We start from the raw sequence: 16,945 nt of genomic DNA, 5'->3' as shown, positions 1-16,945 counted from the left end.
GCCGAGATTGCCGGTGAGATCGGTATAGCTGTGATCGGCCACGGTGATTGCAGGCGGATCGGCGCCATCCTGCGTGAAGGTGGCGGTCCAGTGGCTGGCGTCGAGCTGCGTGAAGGCGGAGAGAAGGCCGCCTTCGACGGTGACATCGATGATATCGAAGCCGGTGATATCCTCGGAGAAGGTGAAATACACCGTGGTGCTCTGGCCTTCGGCGAGGGAGAAGTCATCGGCGGTGATGGTCAATGTCGGGGCAACGATATCAGCTGTTCCCGATAGGCTGTCGCCTGTGCCGAGATTGCCGGTGAGATCGGTATAGCTGTGATCGGCGACGGTGAGGGCGGGGGGATCGGCGCCGTCCTGCGTGAAGGTGGCGGTCCAGTGGCTGCCATCGAGCTGCGTGAAGGCGGAGAGAAGGCCGCCTTCCACGGCCACATCACTGATATCGAAGCCGGTAACCTCCTCGGAGAAGGTGAAATACACCGTGGTGCTCTGTCCTTCGGCGAGGGAGAAGTCATCGGCGGTGATGGTGAGGGTCGGCGCGGTGATATCGGCGGTGCCGGAGAAGATCGATCCAACATTCGGGGGAGGGAGACGCGCGGAATCTGCTCCAATTTCGCTGGCATGTCGTGCGAATCCGGGCGTGTTAAGGGTGATATTCGTTCCGGACAAAAGATCGGAGATATCGAGCCCGTCTCCTATTTCTTCATGATTATACAGCGTGAAGCTGGCGCCCGATCTGGGAGGGTCATCTTGCGATGTCATATAGGTTGCATCAAAATTCTCGATTTTGTCGATGACCTGCTCGATCTCGAGGAACGGGCCGTTCTCTCCAATCTGGAGAAGAGGTTGTTCCTCATGTGTCCGTGTTGCGAAGTAATTTCTCAGAATAATCTCAATTCCGTCCATGGAGGTCAGAACGAGGGAGTCGGAGGATTGTGAGAAGGTAAGCTTTGAAGCGAAATCGGCAGGAATAGCAATAACTGCGCCGGACTGTACGGCAACCATTGCCCGAGAATCGACCATCGTCTTTTGACGAGTCATTTGAACGCCTATTACTCAACACATACGCAAACTGACTTCAAGAAAAGTCTAATGGTGAGAAAGGCGATCAAGCACTAGCAGGATATGCCATATTTTAGTAAAATCTAAAATAATGGCGTATTTTGCAAGAATACTAACGGGAAATAGGGGGATACTTATTAATTATAGTTGTAAATGCAACGAATATTCGGATTTTTAGAATTTCGCAAGTAAAGGAGTGCATCACCCAATACCCCGAAAAAATCAATGTTTCCGGCGGAGGGATCGTGGGGTCTGTCCTGTCCAGCTATGGAAGGCGCGGAAAAAGGAATTTGCATCACCATATCCCAGAAGATAGGCAATCTCGGAGCCCGTATAGCTAGTGTTGATCAGATAGTAGCGGGCCAGATCTTCGCGCAGATGGTTGACTTCGTTCTGATAGCTTGTTCCTTCGCCTTTGAGGCGGCGTTGCAAAGTGCGGGAACTCATTGCCATGTCATGGGACAGGGCCTCGATGGAAAGGTTGCCGTCCGCAATGATGGTCAAAAGCCGCATTCTGACACGTTTTTGGAACTGCGACATAGTTTCACTGCTGATGATAAATTGTTTCAGTTCCAGTGCGTCCGGGAATTTCCCCTCGATGTTCCCTGTCAATTTATTCACCTCTCCAGTTTCTCTGCAAATGTTATTCTTGGTTGTTTTGCAGTAACTTGAATAAAAAGTCTCCTACATGGCCCGTTGACATTACTCCCCTTAGCCACGACCTGACATCCCGACAGATTTTGTGTCAGTTTGACGGAGGGTTGATTAACTCTTACAGGCTAAGCAAGGGCGTTAGCCGGTGGGAGGCCGACTGTCAGATAATTTTCCTTATGAAATATTTGCCAATATTCAAATATCAATATTAAGTAAAAATTAATCACATTACAACATAGAATATTTACAATGAATATAGATGAAGTAGGCCGATTTTTGAAGCATTTTGCACGGGTGCGCCATTCTGGAAAAGAGCCCCTTTTCCGCAGAAAATCAGGCATTCCAAGGAATATTATGGGGAAGCGAAATGTTGGTCAGTTGGGGTGCAGGGATAGCGGCCGCCCAAAATAATTTTTTTGCGAGAATGCTAGAAAGCATAATCTCGGTCCGAGGAAAAAGCAGGACGACAGCTTCTCCTGCCGTCCTTTGTCTTCTGATCCGCTTTATTCCTGCAGAGCGACAGCTAGCGGTGTGTACTCGAGATCGAGGTCACGGGCAACCGGTTCGCAGGTCACCTTGCCATTCCAGACATTCAGGCCGTTGGCCAGATGCGGATCTGCTTTGAGCGCCTCCCGCCATCCCTTGTTGGCAATGCGGACGGCATGGGGCAGGGTGACATTGTTGAGGGCATAGGTGGAGGTGCGGGCAACGCCGCCGGGCATGTTCGCAACACAGTAATGAACCACGCCGTCGACGACATAGGTTGGCTCCGCATGGGTTGTGGGGCGGGAGGTTTCAAAACATCCCCCCTGATCAATGGCGACATCGACGACAACGGCGCCTTCCTGCATTCGGGCGATTAGGTCGCGGCGGATCAGTTTCGGCGCGGCAGCGCCCGGAATGAGGACAGCGCCGATAACAAGATCCGCCTCCAGTACCAAGCGCTCCAGCAGGGCGGAAGTGGAATAGAGAACCCGCGCCCTTGATTCAAAGTGATTTTCAAGGCGCTCCAGCGCCGCCGGATTGCGATCCAGGATTGACACATCCGCATGCATGCCAACGGCCATTTGCGCCGCGTTGAAGCCGACCACGCCGCCGCCGATAATAACAACTTTTGCAGGCATGACACCGGGCACACCCCCAAGCAGGACCCCCCTTCCGCCATGGGATTTTTCAAGTGCCGTCGCCCCCGCCTGTATCGCAAGACGCCCGGCTACCTGGCTCATCGGTTTCAGGAGGGGGAGGCCGCCGCCCGCATCGGTCACCGTTTCATAGGCAATACAGACCGCGCGTGATTGTATCAGATCGAGCGTCTGAGCAGGGTCCGGAGCGAGATGCAGATAAGTATAGAGAATCTGGCCTTCACGCAACATCGCCCGCTCGCTCGCCTGCGGTTCCTTCACTTTGATGATCATATCAGCGCGAGCGAACAGCTCTTCCGCGGTATCGATGATTTTCGCTCCCACTGCCTCATAAGCGGTGTTGAAAGCGCCGATACCCGCGCCCGCCTCTTTTTCGATCAGGACATCATGTCCATGGGCGATCAGCTCTGCGGCGCTTTCCGGCGTCAGTCCGACGCGATATTCATGGTTTTTAATTTCTCTCGGACATCCGATAATCATCTTTGCTGCCTCCCACAACAGAGTTTAGATGCTCGAATTATAATATATTTTCCGCAGGAAAAATTTTCGAAATAGGTTTTCAGCCTACGCTTTTTTGGTGTAAAATTTTGAAATCGAGCTCTTAGACGGGAAATTTTTCAATAGATCACTTCGATCGACAGATATTATCCGAATTACAGATGGATGCCGATATGCCGATTGCTGAAATCGCAGATCGGGTCAATCTGTCACCTTCTGCCTGCCATCGCCGGATCAAGAATCTGGAAGGGGCCGGGGTCATCCACGGATATGCAGCCAAGCTGGACAAGCAGGCCCTCGGCCTTGAGGCGGATGTATTCGTCGAGATTACGCTGACATCGCAAAATCAGGAAATACTGGATATGTTTGAACAGGCGGTGATGGCCTGCGCCGACATTCTGGAATGCCATCTGACGACGGGAAATGCGGATTATATCGTGCGGGTTGCGGCGCGCAGCGTCACCGATTACGAGCGCATCCATCGCAACAGTCTTGGCCGCCTGCCTCATGTTGCGAGTATGCGCTCGACCTTCGCCTTACGGGCGATCAAACCCTGGAAAGGATATCCGGTTTTCTGACCCCTTATTTGAAGGCGCCGTGACGGCCTTCTCCGGCAGCGAAGCGCGCGGCGCCGACTTGCGCCTCTTTCTGTTTGGCTTCCTCTGCCGCCTGCATCTCAAAGGTGATCGCTTGCATATCCGTTAGGCCTTCCTGGGCATAAACAGCGTCCCGGTCTGAAAGCATGGCAATCTGCGGGAAACCGGCAATCTGAAGGGCAAGCTCTTCAGCCGCCTGACGGGCCGCGCCTTCGGGTACGACGCGCGTCACCAACCCCATAGAGAGGGCTTCATCTGCGGGAACAGGTCGACCGGTCAGCATCATATCAAGCGCTCGGCCCATGCCAATAACACGGGGCAAGCGGACAGGGGTGCCATCGCTCATGGGAACGCCCCAGCGGCGGCAGAAAATCCCGAACACCGCCGTTTCCTCAGCAATCCGGATATCGCAAAAAAGAGCGAGACCCATGCCGCCCGCGCAGGCATGCCCGGCAATGGCGCCAATCAGCGGTTTCGAAAGCGGCTTGTGAAACGGGCCTTCTGGATGACCGGCCCAGGCCTTATAGTCAACACGGGTCGCGGTTTCTTTCAAGTCGGCCCCGGCGCAGAAAGCCCCGCCCGCGCCGGTAACCACGGCAACTTTCTGACTATCGTCAGCCTCGAATGCCTTGAAAGCTTTGGCCAGCAGGTCGGATGTTTCCTGATCCAAGGCATTCCGGACTTCCGGCCGGTTGATGATGATGGTGGTGATGGGGCCTTTTTTCTCGATGATTATTTTTTCTTTTTCACTCATCTTGAACTTCCTTTTTTATATTATTGCGCCTGGCGGGCCAGAACCTGTTGTCTGCTATTATAGAATACGGTTGGATCTGACGGATAGCTGTTTTCGCATCCTTCGGCCAGGCAACTGGTATGAAATGTCAGGCATTTTGATAGCAACGTGTCATTTCGAGCGCATGTGCGATGATCTTTTCGGTCATCGGATTATAGGGGTCGGTCGGGTAGGCCGCGGTGAAGCGTAATCCCGGCAGACGCCAGTCGCAGTGTATTTCCTGCAAGTGTCCTGCAGCAAGATCCCGGTGAACCATCTGGCGGGGCAGCGTGGCGACGCCTATTCCGTCAAGGGCTAGCCGGTGGATCGCAGCAGCGGAACTGGAAGGAAAGACCCGGGCCGGACGTTCTGTGTATTTGCGAAGCTGACGCGTCAGTTCAATATATAACCGGGTATTCGGTGTGTAGGTGATGATGGGCTTCGCCGCAAGTTCGTCGAGCGAGAGAGGGCGTTCCGTCGGTAAGCCGAGCGCGGGCGCGGCGGTCCAGATCATCTCGAATTCGAACAGTTCGTGATTCTCCACCTGAAAGTCGGCGACCGGTCCCATTAGAAAGGCAAAATCCAGTCGCTTCTCCGACAGCTCCTGTCGCAAGTTGAGAGTGGTTTCCACTTTTATTTCCAGATCAAGGGAGGGAAACTTTTCATTCAACGTCCCGATAAACTCCGGCAGGCAGGTGTGGACAACCGTTTCCGATATGCCAAGGCGCAGTGTGCCTTGTTGCTCCTCCTCGCGGCAGATCCTGTCGACAAGCATTGAAGATGTACGCAGCAGCTTCTCGGCGTAAGGGAGCAGCTCAATCCCCTTTTGCGTCAGCCGGATGAGATTGTTATCCCGTTCGAATAGCCGGACACCGAGTGTTTCCTCAAGTCGCGCAATGCGGGAGGAGATGGCCGGTTGCGTTGTGTTCATCTTTTCTGCGGTTTTACGAAAGCTTTTGAGAGAGGCAACCCAGAGGAATGTCTGAATCTGGGTCAGGTTTATATTTTCATGTATCATAAAACAACCCTATCGGTTGGCGCTTGTTCCGGTAAGGAAAATTTATAGGAGATGTTCAGCCGCGTGTCAGCGCCGTAACGGACATTTTTTTTGACCGTTCGGTCAAGAATATCTTTCGCGAATAAACAGCATTGGCTATTCTCGGAAAAAGCTTAAACTGATGGCAAATGCCTATAATTAACAAGAGGGAAGAATATGTCAGCGAAGCCTGCTCCGACACGCGAAGACTGGGAAAAACTGGAAAGCGAAATCACAATTCGCAACAAGGCCTTTATCAATGGGCAGTATGTTGATGCCGCCTCAGGCAAGACATTTGACTGCGTGAGCCCGGTGGATGGCCGAGTGCTTACGAAAGTCGCGGCATGCGATGCGGAAGATGTTAACCGGGCCGTGACTGCGGCGCGGGCTGCCTTTAATGCGGGCGTCTGGTCACGGGAAGCTCCGGCACGGCGCAAGTCAGTCCTGCAAAAATTTGCAGGGCTGATCATGAAGAATAAAAACGAACTTGCCCTGCTGGAATGCCTCGATATGGGCAAGCCGGTCAAATGGGCAGGGGCCGTCGATGTGCCGGGCTCTGCGGGCGCCATTACCTGGTATGCGGAGGCTATTGACAAAATTTATGACGAAATTGCCCCGACGGATCGTCGCCGCTCCCTCGCTCTTATCACCCGTGAACCAATCGGCGTGGTTGCCTGCGTGGTGCCGTGGAACTTTCCGCTGCTGATGGCCGCCTGGAAATTTGCCCCCGCCCTTGCCGCCGGGAACAGCGTTATCCTGAAACCGGCGGAGCAATCGCCGCTGACGGCGCTCCGGATTGCGGAGCTGGCCTCCGAAGCCGGTATTCCGGATGGCGTTTTCAATGTTGTGCCGGGCTTTGGGGAAACCGCAGGTCAGGCGCTCGGCCGTCACATGGATGTGGACGCGCTCGCCTTTACCGGATCGACCGAGGTCGGCAAAATGTTCATGCGCTATTCCGGCGAAAGCAACCTCAAGGCTGTCGGTCTTGAATGCGGGGGTAAAAGCCCGAGTCTTGTAATGGCCGATGCAGATCTTGACCTCGCCGCCAAGAAAATCGCCATGGGCGTCTTTTTCAATCAGGGGGAAGTCTGCACCGCCGCGTCCCGCCTGGTCGTGCAGGACAGCATCAAGGATGAGCTGGTCGAGAAAATTGCCGGTGTTGCCGCAACATTGCAGCCCATGGATCCGTTGAGCCCGAAAGCCATTGTTGGCGCCATGGTCGACAAAAATCAGACCGGTCGTGTCATGGGCTATATTAACAAGGGCCAGGAAGAGGGCGCGAAGCTCTATTACGGTGGCAAGCAGGTTTTGCAGGAAACCGGTGGCTTTTATATCGAACCAACCATTTTTGATAATGTATCCAATGAGATGACCATCGCACGGGAAGAAATTTTCGGGCCCGTGATCAGCACCATTACCTTCAAGGACATGGAGGAAGGCGTCAAAATCGCAAATGATACGATCTATGGTCTGGCGGCTTCCGTCTGGACACGCGATATTTCGAAGGCGCATCAACTGGCGCAGTCATTGCGGGCCGGGACGGTCTGGGTGAACACCTATGACGATGTGGATATGTCCACGCCGTTCGGCGGATACAAGCAGTCAGGCCATGGCCGCGACCGGTCGCTGCATGCGCTGGAGAAATATACGCAACTCAAAACGACCTGGATCAATATCGCCTGATCCCATTCTTCAATTCTGGGAGGGAATAAATGAAGAGCTATCAGTTCGAGGAATATGGCGCGCCGCTGGTGGAAAACACCGGCGATGCGCCGGAACCTGTCGGTGATGAAGTCCTGATGGATGTCACGGCTTGTGGTGTCTGTCATAGTGATATTCATATTTGGGAAGGACATTTTGACCTCGGGGGCGGCAAGAAGCTGGACATCCGGGGGGGGAGGGAACTTCCCTTTACGCTCGGTCATGAGATTGTTGGCACGGTCAAGGCCGTCGGCGACAATGTGACCGATGTAAAAGTCGGAGATAAACGGGTCGTTTATCCCTGGATCGGTTGCGGGCAATGCGCCATCTGCGCCTCGGGAGAGGAACAGCTTTGCAGCCGCCCGCGTCAGCTTGGGGTGGATGTGGCGGGGGGCTATTCTGATACCCTGATTGTCCCGCATGCACGCTATCTGCTGGATTACGGCGCCCTTCCGAAAGAACTGGCCTGCACCTATACCTGTTCCGGCCTGACGGCTTACAGCGCGCTTCAGAAAGCCAAGTCGCGTGCTGACGGGGGCAAGCTTCTGGTGCTGGGGGCAGGGGGTGTCGGTCTGGCGGCCATGGCAATTGCGAGATCTGTTACTGATGCGGAAATATATGTCGCGGACATTGATCCGGCAAAGCGGGAAGCGGGCATCAAAGCGGGGGCAGTCGGCGCCATTGACCCGTCCGACCCGGCGGCCTTCAAGACATTTATGGGCATGACGGGTGGTGGCGTAAACGCCACCATCGACTTTGTGGGCGCAGAAAGCAGCGCGGCCTTTGGCGTGAAAGTGCTGGCGAAAGGCGGCAAGCTGGTCATTGTCGGGCTCTTTGGTGGCAGTTTTACTTTGCCATTGCCGATGTTCCCCATCAAGGCGATCTCGGTTCAGGGAAGCTATGTCGGCAATCTCCGTGAAATGCGGGAGTTGATGGATCTTGCTAAATCAGGAAAGCTGAATGAGCTGGCAATCACACCCCGCCCCATGAAGGAAGCTTATCATACACTGGAAGATTTGCGGGCCGGGAAGATTGTCGGTCGGGTCGTTCTGCAAAGCTGAACTGATTTAGTGATCGCGAAAACAAAAAAGGCGGCATTTGCAGTGCCGCCTTTTCTGCTTCCTGTCGCAAGTTTTGCGAATTAATGAATGGGTCCGGCAACTTCCATGTCGATTAGCTCGGTAACCACGCGCATCAGCTCAATGCAGGCATAGAGATTTTCTTCCGTTCCATCATTCTGGCGCATTTCCTCCGCTTCGGCCCGCAACAAATCCAGCGCTTTTTCACCCTGATGGACAATCAGATTATGCGCCGTGCTGTAAAGGTCGACGGTCGTATCTGGATGCAGCTCGATAATATTCATCATGGCGGAGTTCCTTGCAGGGGCCAGTTATCACTTGTCGTCAATTTTAGGAAAACACTCTTAAAAGACTCTTAATATTCTGCTGCCCTGCATCAGAAAGGGAGTTCCACTGCATTGGTGAGAAATCGCATGAAGGGCGTCGCCCGCTGGAAGGCGTCATCGACCTTGTCGACAAAATCCGGCCGGGTTATATCGTGCGTATTTTTGAGATGATGCATGACGAAGAGGGTCTTGCGGCGGATATCCTCAATATCGGGATGATCATTGTCATAGCCCTTTGGGGCGCGTTTCAGGCTGTCACCGCGGATGCCTTCGGGGAAATAGACCCGGAAATCAGCGTCTTGCCGTATTTTTCGCCACTCTTTGCCCCGCTCGTCGATGGTCCTGCGAATTTTTGCGAGGATCGGGGCAGGGGGCAGATAGATGCCGCCGCCGAAACGCACGCCATCAGGGGCGATATGCACGTAATATCCCGGTGCATGGGCGTCGCGGCCCGCCTGATGCCGGAACTGGCAGGCGACATGCTCTTTATAGGGGCGTGGATCGCGGGAGAAGCGCACGTCCCGGTAAATCCGGAACATGGAGCCGCCATGCGGTCGCGGATCGGCAATATACAGGGGGGCAATTGCATCGAGGCGCGGGGCCATGGCGGCGATAAAATCGCTCATCGGATAGACGACGGAGTCTTTGTAACGTGCCTTGTTGCGTTGGAACCAGTCACGATTGTTATTGGTGATCAGATCGGCAAAGAAAGTGAGGCAATCTTCGGGAAATCCCTTGAAATCGTTCATCTCACTTATCCTTTGTCGCTCTGGAAGGGATGCCCGGCGCTTTTTAAAACGCCGGGTTTTCCGGATTTGGACGCTATCCGATCAGACCCGCTCGATCACCGTTGCAATGCCCTGGCCGACACCGATGCACATGGTGCAAAGGGCGTAGCGGCCACTGGTCCGCTGCAGCTGGTAAGTGGCAGTGGTCAGCAATCGCGCGCCTGACATGCCGAGCGGATGGCCAAGCGCAATCGCCCCGCCGAGGGGGTTGACGCGCGGGTCATCATCCTTGAGACCCAGCTCGCGCATGACAGCCAGCCCCTGCGCGGCAAAGGCCTCATTGAGCTCGATAATATCCATGTCGTCGAGAGAGAGGCCGAGCCGTTCCAGAAGTTTTTTGCTGGCCGGGGCCGGGCCGATGCCCATGATGCGGGGCGGAACACCGGCATAGGCCGTTCCCAGAATACGGGATTTCGGGGTGAGATTATATTGTTTCACCGCCTCATCCGAGGCCAGCAGGATAGCGCAGGCGCCATCATTGACACCGGAGGCATTGCCCGCCGTGACGGATCCGCCCTTGCGGAAAGGGGCTTTCAGCGCGGCCAGCTTATCGATGGTCGTGGCGCGGGGGTGCTCGTCCTTGTCCACAACAATGGCATCGCCCTTGCGCTGCGGAATGACGACAGGGATGATTTCATCATCGAAGGAACCGTTAGCCTGTGCGGCCGCGGCCTTTTCCTGACTGCGAAGCGCGAAAAGATCCTGATCCTCGCGGCGGATCTGGTAATCCTCGGCCACGTTTTCAGCCGTTTCCGGCATGGAATCGATGCCATATTGTTCCTGCATCTTCTTGTTCACAAACCGCCAGCCGATGGTGGTGTCGAAAATCTCGGCATTGCGCGAGAAGGCCGTATCCGCCTTGCCCATGACGAAGGGTGCCCGGCTCATACTTTCCACCCCGCCTGAAATACCGAGATGAGCCTCCCCGGTCATGATCTGGCGGGCGATGGAGGCCGTCGCATCCATGCCGGAGCCGCACAGGCGGTTGATTGTCGCCCCGGCAACCTGTTCAGGTAATCCGGCGAGCAGGGCGCTCATGCGGGCAACGTTGCGGTTGTCTTCACCGGCCTGATTGGCATTGCCGTAAACCACATCATCGACCTTCTCCCAGTCGACAGAGGGGTTACGCTCCATCAGGGCACGGATCGGTATGGCGCCAAGATCATCCGCACGTACAGCGGAAAGGGTGCCGCCGTAACGGCCGATGGGCGTGCGGACGGCATCACAGATATAGGCATTTTTCATTGTTCGTCTCTTTCGCTAAGTCCCGGAATCATTTGCCCCTTTATGGTATGGGCATTACCTCGAAAACAGGCAACGGTCTCCTCCGCCTCGTTTTTTACAACAACATCATAAAGGCCGGTCCGGCCGGTCTTGGAAATTTCCGTCGCGGTTGCGGTGAGCAACTCGTTAAGGACGACAGGACGGAGGAAATTGATCTGGGCGGCGGCGGCCACCGTATTCTGATTATAGCTGTTGCAGGCGTAGGCAAAAGTGGAATCGGCGAGCATAAAGATATAGCCGCCATGGCACATCCCGTGGCTGTTCAGCATTGCTTCGGTAATCCGGAGGGTCATCACCGCATGGCCAGGGCGTATTTCTTTCGGTGTAATGCCGATCGAAGATGAGGCCACATCTTTACGATACATGGTCTCGGCCACAGTGCGGGCAATGGCCTCGGTGCTTAATCCTTCATTCTTTGCCATCTCAACGGCCCTTGAAATCAGCCCTGCGCTTTTGCAGGAAGGCGGCAACGCCCTCGCCGAAGTCCTCGGTTTCAGCGGCGGCTCGTTGATAGTCTCTTTCGATATCAAGCTGCTGCGCGAGATCATTTTCCAGGCTGGCGTTCATGGCCTTTTTGATGAGAGCATAGCCCTTGGTGGGGCCAGCAGCCATGCGTGCGGCAAGGGCTTCGGCGGCCGGCATGAGTTCGGCATCCTCATAACATTTCCAGATCAGTCCCATCCGTTCCGCCTCTTCCGCCGGGAGCTTCTCGCCCAGCATAGTCAACCCCATGGCCTTGCCGGGGCCGACAAGGCGGGGCAGGAAATAGGTGCTGCCGGCATCGGGGATCAGGCCGATATTGCAGAAGGCCTGCAGGAAGGACGCGGACTTCGCGGCGAGGACGATGTCGCAAGCCAGCGCGAGGCTCATGCTGGCGCCCGCCGCAATGCCGTTGACGGCGGCAATCACGGGCTTATCAAGATTGCGCAGGAAAAGGATCAGGGGGTTGTAGTTCTTTTCCAGGGTCTCTCCAGCATCGAGAGCGGGGCCGCCCGATGCGCTTTCTCCCGACAGATCGGCTCCGGCGCCAAAGGCGCGTCCTTCCCCGGTGATCAGCACGGCGCGCACCTTGTCGCTTGCAAGGGTCGGCATGATGGCGCGAAGTTCCTCATGCATCTCGTCACTGAAGGCGTTGAGCTTGTCAGGCCGGTTCAGTGTGATTTTGGCGACTGCATCCCGAACGTCAAATTTGATAGTGTTGTAAGACATTCTGGTTTTTCTTTCTTTCCCGTTACCGTTGCAAGCAGACTAATGGATGAGTCGGGGGGAAGACAGGACTTTATTGCACCTCGAAAAGAGGGGACGCAATCACCAGACCAGTCGGCTAGATGGATACCCTCTTTTCAAATGATCGGTCGAAGATGTTTGACGCAGTTACGCCCTGTCTTTTTGGCTTCATAAAGGGCCTTGTCGGCGCGGTTGATTATGCCAATTGCATCTTCAGGGCGAGCGTAAGAGGTCACGCCAAACGACATTGTGATTTTACCGACTTCGGTCTTGGTGGATCGCTTGACCAGCTTTTTTGCCGATATGGCCATCCGGAGATCATTGGCGAGATTGACGGCATCGCTGATGGGGGTATCGGGAAGGATGATGCCAAATTCTTCACCGCCGTAACGGGCGGCCATGGCGCGGTGATCGATACCTTTTGATAGCGTTGCGGCCACCAGCTTGATCACCTGGTCACCAAAGGTATGTCCATGGATGTCGTTGAACTGTTTGAAATGATCAATATCCGCGATGATAAGACAGAGCGTCGTCCCGCTTTCCTTGGTTTCGGCAATCATTTTCGCGAGATACTCATCAAAGCTTTTGCGGTTGGCGATGCCGGTCAGGGAATCCGTATAGGCTTCTTTCTGAACAAATTGCAAACGGCGTTTCAGATCAGCAATTTCGCGGGAGGCGCTTTCCAGCCCGTTCTGAAGACTGCGTGTATTATCGGAAACAGAGTGGGTCTGGGTAATGATCTGGTCGATCACGGCTTGTAGTTCTACACCGTCAAGCCCTTCGGCACGGGTCGCGAAGTCATGAAGCTGTTCCCCATAACTGGAAATATCATTGTTCGTCCGGGTCAGATCTCCCATCATGCTGTCCATGGATTGTTGGACCAGCCGACTGGTTTCCTCAACCGCCTTGCTTTCCTGTTCCCGCGTGAAGAAACGGTCATACAGCTCTGCGCCGATCTTTTCCGTAAACTTCCCGTTTTTTGCAAGCGCTTCATTTACCGCCCGCGTCAGGTTCGGGTTGCTTTCCTGAATATATTCATACCAGATGGCATAATTGGGCGGGGTTTGCCGTATTCCTCTCTCTTGCATCAGGGCCATTGTTTTCTTGGCGAGGTCGCGGACTTTCTCAAAATCGTTAGATAGTTGCAAGTCAAACAATCCCTGTCAGATAGTCAATATTTTTGGAGTTCTTTATAGCAGTTATATAACCTCTATTTAATCTCTCTGATATAAAAAATTATATTGAAAATTGCACTTTTTGGCGATCATCAGCTAACTTTATACCGGCTGTGGCAGGTCTGGATTGACAATTCTCCATCAGATAGAATGTCAGATGCCAAGGTATCTGTTTTTGATACTTTCATGGGCTGCTAATTCGTCAGATGAGCCTTCCCAGACGATCATTCCCTTTTCAATTATATAATGACGATTGGCAATTCGGCTGAGCGCCTGAATGTTTTTGTCGATGACAAGAATTGCTAGCCCTTCCTGCTTCAATTCATGCAGGCATTGCCAGATTTCCTGCCGGATCAGCGGTGCGAGTCCTTCCGTGGCCTCATCCAGCAGCAGCAATTCCGGATTAGTCATTAACGCCCGGGCAATGGCGAGCATCTGCTGTTCCCCGCCGGAGAGCTGGTTGCCCATGCTGCTGCGACGTTCACTGAGCCGCGGAAAAAGATTCCAGATGGCATCCTGTGTCCATCGGCCCTTGCCAGAAGGGCCGGATGTGGCGGTTGCGAGCAAATTTTCCTCCACAGAAAGATTGGGAGAAATCAGCCGACCTTCCGGTACCAGGGCAATGCCGCGCCGGGCGATGCGATAGGGAGGAAGGGCGGTGATCGCCTGCCCATGGAAGCGGATGACCCCCCGTCGTGCCGGTGTCAGCCCCATAATGGCGCGAATGGTGGTTGTCTTGCCCATGCCGTTGCGCCCCATCAGAGTGACGACTTCGCCTTCCTTGATGGCGAGAGACATGCCGAACAATACCTGGCTTTGGCCATAAAAACTGTCGATATCCTGCACTTCCAGAATCATGTCATGCCTCCTCCCCGAGATAGGCCTCGCGGACCTGTTTATTCTCGCGAATTTCCTCTGGCGTGCCCGTGGCGATGGCCCGGCCATAGACAAGCACCGTAATCCGGTCGGCCAAACTGAAAACGGCGTCCATATCATGTTCGACCAGCAGTATACTGTAACGGGCTTTGAGCGCGGCAAGCCGATTGATGAGCCGTTCGCTGTCTTCTCCCGACATGCCCGCCATGGGTTCATCCAGCAACAGCATCTTCGGCTTTGTGGCAAGCGCGACAGCAATTTCAAGCTGGCGCTGCTCGCCGTGGCTGAGGCGGGCGACGATGGTATCGGCACTGGCGTCCAATTCCATATAGCGCAGAATCTCAAGCGCGGCATCTGTCAGCCGTTTGTCGCTGTTTACATAGCGCCAGAAATGAAAAGAGTGGCCGGTGTGGGCCTGAACGGCAAGACGGACATTCTCCAGTACCGTAAAATCCTTGAATAGGCTGGTAATCTGGAATGATCGGGCGAGGCCGACATGCGACCGCTCCGCTTCCGAAAGCCGCCGGATATTGCGCCCGGCAAAGGTGATTGTGCCGCCATCAGGGCGGACCTCCCCGGTTAGCTGTTTGATGAGTGTCGTCTTGCCCGCGCCATTCGGCCCGATGATGGCATGCAGTTCCCCCTCCCGTACGGCAAGAGACAAATCATCGGTTGCGAGAAGTCCGTCATAGCGTTTCTCCAGATGCTCGACGACAAGGATGTTCCCGGGCATATCGCTCATTCGCTCCGCCTTGCATTGCCAGGAAGAAAACTGTCAATCCCGTTGCGAGCGAACAGGACAATGAGGATGAGCAGCGGCCCAAAAATAAGCTGCCAATATTCGCCAAGATGCAGTCCGCCAATGGAGTAGGGAACGGAGGACAGCAGCTCTTCGAGCATCAGAAAGGCCAGCGCGCCATAGAGCGGGCCGAACAGGCTGCCGATCCCGCCGAGAATGATCATGATGATCAAATCGCCTGAACGGGTCCAGTGCATGACGTCGGGGCTGACAAAATCATTAAGGTTGGCCATCAGGAAACCGGCATATCCGGCGATCACTCCGGCGATAACGAAGGCGGTCAGACGATAGCGATAGGGGGAAAAGCCGATGGTGCGCATGCGCGCCTCGTTGGATTTTGCGCCGCGAATGACATTGCCAAAGGGGGAGTTGACCAGCCGATGCATCAGATAGAGTATGACAAGCAGCGAGATGAAAATCAGATAATAGAGGCTTTTCTCGTTGCCAAGATCAATCAGGCCCAGCATGTCACTGCGTGAATAGATCGACAGCCCGTCGTCCGCGCCATAGGTTTCCACCCCGACGGCGGTGAAATACAGCATTTGCGAAAAAGCCATGGTGATCATGATAAAGTACACGCCGCGGGTGCGCAGGCTGATGGCGCCGATGACAAGAGCAATGAGAGCGGAGCCCACAATGGCGGCGGCTAGCTGGACATAGCCGTTCAGCATCCAGTCAATGCCATCCTCGAAGGCATGGAAGGCGCCAATTCCGACCGCATAGGCGCCAACACCGAGATAAGCGGCATGACCGAAGCTGACCATGCCGCCATAGCCGATCAGCAGGTTGAGGCTGAGCGCGGCAATGGCGAGGATCAGAATGCGGGAGATGAGACCCGTGTAGAAACTGTCGCCCATCCAGTCGGTGATGACGGGAACCAGCGCCAGGATAACCAGCAGCAGGGCATTGATGAAATGGCGGGGTGTTATGGTCATTTACCGACCCCCTTCGGCGGAAACAGTCCTTGCGGCCGAATGGCGAGAATGAGCGCCATCAGTAGATAGATCAGCATGGAGGCAATGGCGGGCGCTGCTGTCGCCGCGCTGTCGGAGGGCAAGAAGATATCCAGCAGTTCCGGCAGGAACGAGCGCCCGACCGTATCGATAAGTCCGATCAGGATGGCCGCGATGAAAGCTCCCTTGATAGAACCAATGCCGCCGATGACGATGACGACGAGGGTGAGAATGAGGATGCTTTCGCCCATGCCGATCTCGACCGAGAGAATGGGTCCGGCCATCAGCCCGGCAAGCCCAGCCAGAGCCGCGCCAAGACCGAACACTAGCGTAAACAGCAGGCGGATATTGATGCCGAGAGCGCCGATCATTTCGCGGTTGCTGGCCCCGGCACGGATCAGCATGCCGAGCCGTGTTCGCGTAACGAGGAAATACAGAAGTCCGGCGATAATAAAGCCGACAATAATGATCAGCAGCCGAAACGCGGGGTAGGGCGCGTCGGGAATGATTTCCACGGTCTGACTGAGGAAATCAGGGAGTGGTATCACCAGTCCGACCGGCCCCCAGATAAGGCGCGTTGCTTCATTGAAAAAGAGGATGAGGCCAAAGGTGGCCATCACCTGATCGAGATGATCACGTGTATAGAGGGTGCGAAGCGCGACCAGTTCGACCAGAACACCGAGCAGAAATACCGCGGGTAACGTCAATAGCGCGCCAAGCAGAAAGGATCCGGTCCAGCTGGTGAAGGTGGCGCAGAAATAGGCGCCCATCATATAAAGTGAGCCATGGGCAAGATTGATCATGTCCATGATGCCGAAAACGAGCGTCAGCCCGGCCGCCAGCAGAAACAGCAGCAGACCAAGCTGGAAACCATTCAGGATCTGTTCCAGCAGAAGCAACCAGTTCATGCGTCTGTGTGACCCCCCTCGGGTTTGATGAAGGCCCGCCCGCGATCCCGATTTCCGGGGCCGGGCGCG

The 16,945-nt window shown here is 54.9% G+C and carries 18 protein-coding genes; 3 read left to right on the top strand and 15 right to left on the bottom strand.

Going from position 1 to position 16,945, the window contains the following annotated elements; genetic code table 11:
• From CMN55_RS11445 to ald, 3 genes are all read right to left on the bottom strand, one after another.
• The coding region (locus CMN55_RS11445) for an Ig-like domain-containing protein (RefSeq protein ID WP_293949934.1) at positions 1-1,041 on the bottom strand (1,041 nt) is incomplete at its 3' end.
• A 243-nt stretch (positions 1,042-1,284) separates the two neighbouring features.
• Positions 1,285-1,674, bottom strand: coding sequence for a helix-turn-helix domain-containing protein (locus tag CMN55_RS11440; protein ID WP_293949933.1), 390 nt, complete (start codon positions 1,672-1,674; stop codon positions 1,285-1,287).
• Positions 1,675-2,219: 545 nt separating this feature from the next.
• The gene (ald, locus tag CMN55_RS11435) at positions 2,220-3,338 is read right to left on the bottom strand and encodes an alanine dehydrogenase (RefSeq protein WP_293949932.1); all 1,119 of its coding nucleotides are present in this window, start codon (positions 3,336-3,338) and stop codon (positions 2,220-2,222) included.
• Between the two features lie 140 nt (positions 3,339-3,478).
• Between ald and CMN55_RS11430 the strand changes: the two genes are divergently transcribed.
• Positions 3,479-3,934 carry an Lrp/AsnC family transcriptional regulator gene (locus CMN55_RS11430; protein ID WP_293949940.1) on the top strand — a complete coding sequence of 152 codons (456 nt, stop codon included), beginning with the start codon at positions 3,479-3,481 and terminating at the stop codon, positions 3,932-3,934.
• A gap of 4 nt (positions 3,935-3,938) precedes the next feature.
• Here the strand turns inward: CMN55_RS11430 and CMN55_RS11425 are convergent, their stop codons facing one another.
• Positions 3,939-4,706: a crotonase/enoyl-CoA hydratase family protein gene (locus tag CMN55_RS11425; RefSeq protein ID WP_293949931.1), complete on the bottom strand. Its 768-nt coding sequence runs from the start codon at positions 4,704-4,706 to the stop codon at positions 3,939-3,941.
• Positions 4,707-4,833: 127 nt separating this feature from the next.
• Positions 4,834-5,742, bottom strand: a complete 909-nt coding sequence (locus CMN55_RS11420; protein WP_293949930.1) for a LysR family transcriptional regulator — start codon at positions 5,740-5,742, stop codon at positions 4,834-4,836.
• A 195-nt stretch (positions 5,743-5,937) separates the two neighbouring features.
• Here CMN55_RS11420 and CMN55_RS11415 point away from each other — a divergent pair, with 195 nt between their 5' ends.
• Positions 5,938-7,443: an aldehyde dehydrogenase gene (locus tag CMN55_RS11415; protein WP_293949929.1), complete on the top strand. Its 1,506-nt coding sequence runs from the start codon at positions 5,938-5,940 to the stop codon at positions 7,441-7,443.
• A 29-nt stretch (positions 7,444-7,472) separates the two neighbouring features.
• A complete protein-coding gene (locus CMN55_RS11410) occupies positions 7,473-8,522 on the top strand; it encodes an alcohol dehydrogenase (protein ID WP_293949928.1) in 1,050 nt (349 codons plus the stop codon).
• Positions 8,523-8,602: 80 nt separating this feature from the next.
• Here CMN55_RS11410 and CMN55_RS11405 read toward each other — a convergent pair whose 3' ends face one another.
• From CMN55_RS11405 to CMN55_RS11360, 10 genes are all read right to left on the bottom strand, one after another.
• On the bottom strand, positions 8,603-8,827 hold the full coding sequence (locus CMN55_RS11405; RefSeq protein WP_293949927.1) for a hypothetical protein: 225 nt from the start codon (positions 8,825-8,827) through the stop codon (positions 8,603-8,605).
• Between the two features lie 89 nt (positions 8,828-8,916).
• The gene (locus CMN55_RS11400) at positions 8,917-9,615 is read right to left on the bottom strand and encodes a DUF2461 domain-containing protein (RefSeq protein WP_293949926.1); all 699 of its coding nucleotides are present in this window, start codon (positions 9,613-9,615) and stop codon (positions 8,917-8,919) included.
• Between the two features lie 81 nt (positions 9,616-9,696).
• Positions 9,697-10,899, bottom strand: a complete 1,203-nt coding sequence (gene pcaF, locus CMN55_RS11395; protein ID WP_293949925.1) for a 3-oxoadipyl-CoA thiolase — start codon at positions 10,897-10,899, stop codon at positions 9,697-9,699.
• Positions 10,896-11,360, bottom strand: a complete 465-nt coding sequence (gene paaI, locus CMN55_RS11390; protein ID WP_293949924.1) for a hydroxyphenylacetyl-CoA thioesterase PaaI — start codon at positions 11,358-11,360, stop codon at positions 10,896-10,898. Before paaI ends, pcaF begins: the two co-directional genes overlap by 4 nt.
• A gap of 1 nt (position 11,361) precedes the next feature.
• Positions 11,362-12,147: a 2-(1,2-epoxy-1,2-dihydrophenyl)acetyl-CoA isomerase PaaG gene (paaG, locus tag CMN55_RS11385; RefSeq protein ID WP_293949923.1), complete on the bottom strand. Its 786-nt coding sequence runs from the start codon at positions 12,145-12,147 to the stop codon at positions 11,362-11,364.
• Positions 12,148-12,281: 134 nt separating this feature from the next.
• On the bottom strand, positions 12,282-13,313 hold the full coding sequence (locus CMN55_RS11380) for a GGDEF domain-containing protein (RefSeq protein WP_293949922.1): 1,032 nt from the start codon (positions 13,311-13,313) through the stop codon (positions 12,282-12,284).
• Between the two features lie 180 nt (positions 13,314-13,493).
• Positions 13,494-14,198, bottom strand: coding sequence for an ABC transporter ATP-binding protein (locus CMN55_RS11375; protein WP_293949921.1), 705 nt, complete (start codon positions 14,196-14,198; stop codon positions 13,494-13,496).
• Position 14,199: 1 nt separating this feature from the next.
• Positions 14,200-14,949 carry an ABC transporter ATP-binding protein gene (locus CMN55_RS11370; protein ID WP_366932041.1) on the bottom strand — a complete coding sequence of 250 codons (750 nt, stop codon included), beginning with the start codon at positions 14,947-14,949 and terminating at the stop codon, positions 14,200-14,202.
• 5 nt (positions 14,950-14,954) lie between these two features.
• Complete coding sequence (locus tag CMN55_RS11365; protein ID WP_293949919.1) at positions 14,955-15,950, bottom strand: branched-chain amino acid ABC transporter permease; 996 nt, start codon at positions 15,948-15,950, stop codon at positions 14,955-14,957.
• The gene (locus tag CMN55_RS11360) at positions 15,947-16,876 is read right to left on the bottom strand and encodes a branched-chain amino acid ABC transporter permease (RefSeq protein WP_293949918.1); all 930 of its coding nucleotides are present in this window, start codon (positions 16,874-16,876) and stop codon (positions 15,947-15,949) included. Before CMN55_RS11360 ends, CMN55_RS11365 begins: the two co-directional genes overlap by 4 nt.
• Positions 16,877-16,945: the final 69 nt, after the last annotated feature.

Origin of the sequence: Sneathiella sp. (genome assembly GCF_002694385.1) — a bacterium.
Lineage (GTDB): Bacteria > Pseudomonadota > Alphaproteobacteria > Sneathiellales > Sneathiellaceae > Sneathiella.
Note: the sequence above shows the minus strand (reverse complement) of the source record. Positions and strands in the feature narration are given on the sequence as shown.

What these genes read in the sequence shown, in the direction of transcription:
- ald (WP_293949932.1), bottom strand. Translation starts at nt 3,338, where the DNA reads ATGATTATCGGATGTCCGAGAGAAATTAAAAACCATGAATATCGCGTC.
- CMN55_RS11425 (WP_293949931.1), bottom strand. Translation starts at nt 4,706, where the DNA reads ATGAGTGAAAAAGAAAAAATAATCATCGAGAAAAAAGGCCCCATCACC.
- CMN55_RS11420 (WP_293949930.1), bottom strand. Translation starts at nt 5,742, where the DNA reads ATGATACATGAAAATATAAACCTGACCCAGATTCAGACATTCCTCTGG.
- CMN55_RS11415 (WP_293949929.1), top strand. Translation starts at nt 5,938, where the DNA reads ATGTCAGCGAAGCCTGCTCCGACACGCGAAGACTGGGAAAAACTGGAA.
- CMN55_RS11410 (WP_293949928.1), top strand. Translation starts at nt 7,473, where the DNA reads ATGAAGAGCTATCAGTTCGAGGAATATGGCGCGCCGCTGGTGGAAAAC.
- CMN55_RS11405 (WP_293949927.1), bottom strand. Translation starts at nt 8,827, where the DNA reads ATGATGAATATTATCGAGCTGCATCCAGATACGACCGTCGACCTTTAC.
- CMN55_RS11400 (WP_293949926.1), bottom strand. Translation starts at nt 9,615, where the DNA reads ATGAACGATTTCAAGGGATTTCCCGAAGATTGCCTCACTTTCTTTGCC.
- pcaF (WP_293949925.1), bottom strand. Translation starts at nt 10,899, where the DNA reads ATGAAAAATGCCTATATCTGTGATGCCGTCCGCACGCCCATCGGCCGT.
- paaI (WP_293949924.1), bottom strand. Translation starts at nt 11,360, where the DNA reads ATGGCAAAGAATGAAGGATTAAGCACCGAGGCCATTGCCCGCACTGTG.
- paaG (WP_293949923.1), bottom strand. Translation starts at nt 12,147, where the DNA reads ATGTCTTACAACACTATCAAATTTGACGTTCGGGATGCAGTCGCCAAA.
- CMN55_RS11375 (WP_293949921.1), bottom strand. Translation starts at nt 14,198, where the DNA reads ATGATTCTGGAAGTGCAGGATATCGACAGTTTTTATGGCCAAAGCCAG.
- CMN55_RS11370 (WP_366932041.1), bottom strand. Translation starts at nt 14,949, where the DNA reads ATGCCCGGGAACATCCTTGTCGTCGAGCATCTGGAGAAACGCTATGAC.
- CMN55_RS11365 (WP_293949919.1), bottom strand. Translation starts at nt 15,950, where the DNA reads ATGACCATAACACCCCGCCATTTCATCAATGCCCTGCTGCTGGTTATC.
- CMN55_RS11360 (WP_293949918.1), bottom strand. Translation starts at nt 16,876, where the DNA reads ATGAACTGGTTGCTTCTGCTGGAACAGATCCTGAATGGTTTCCAGCTT.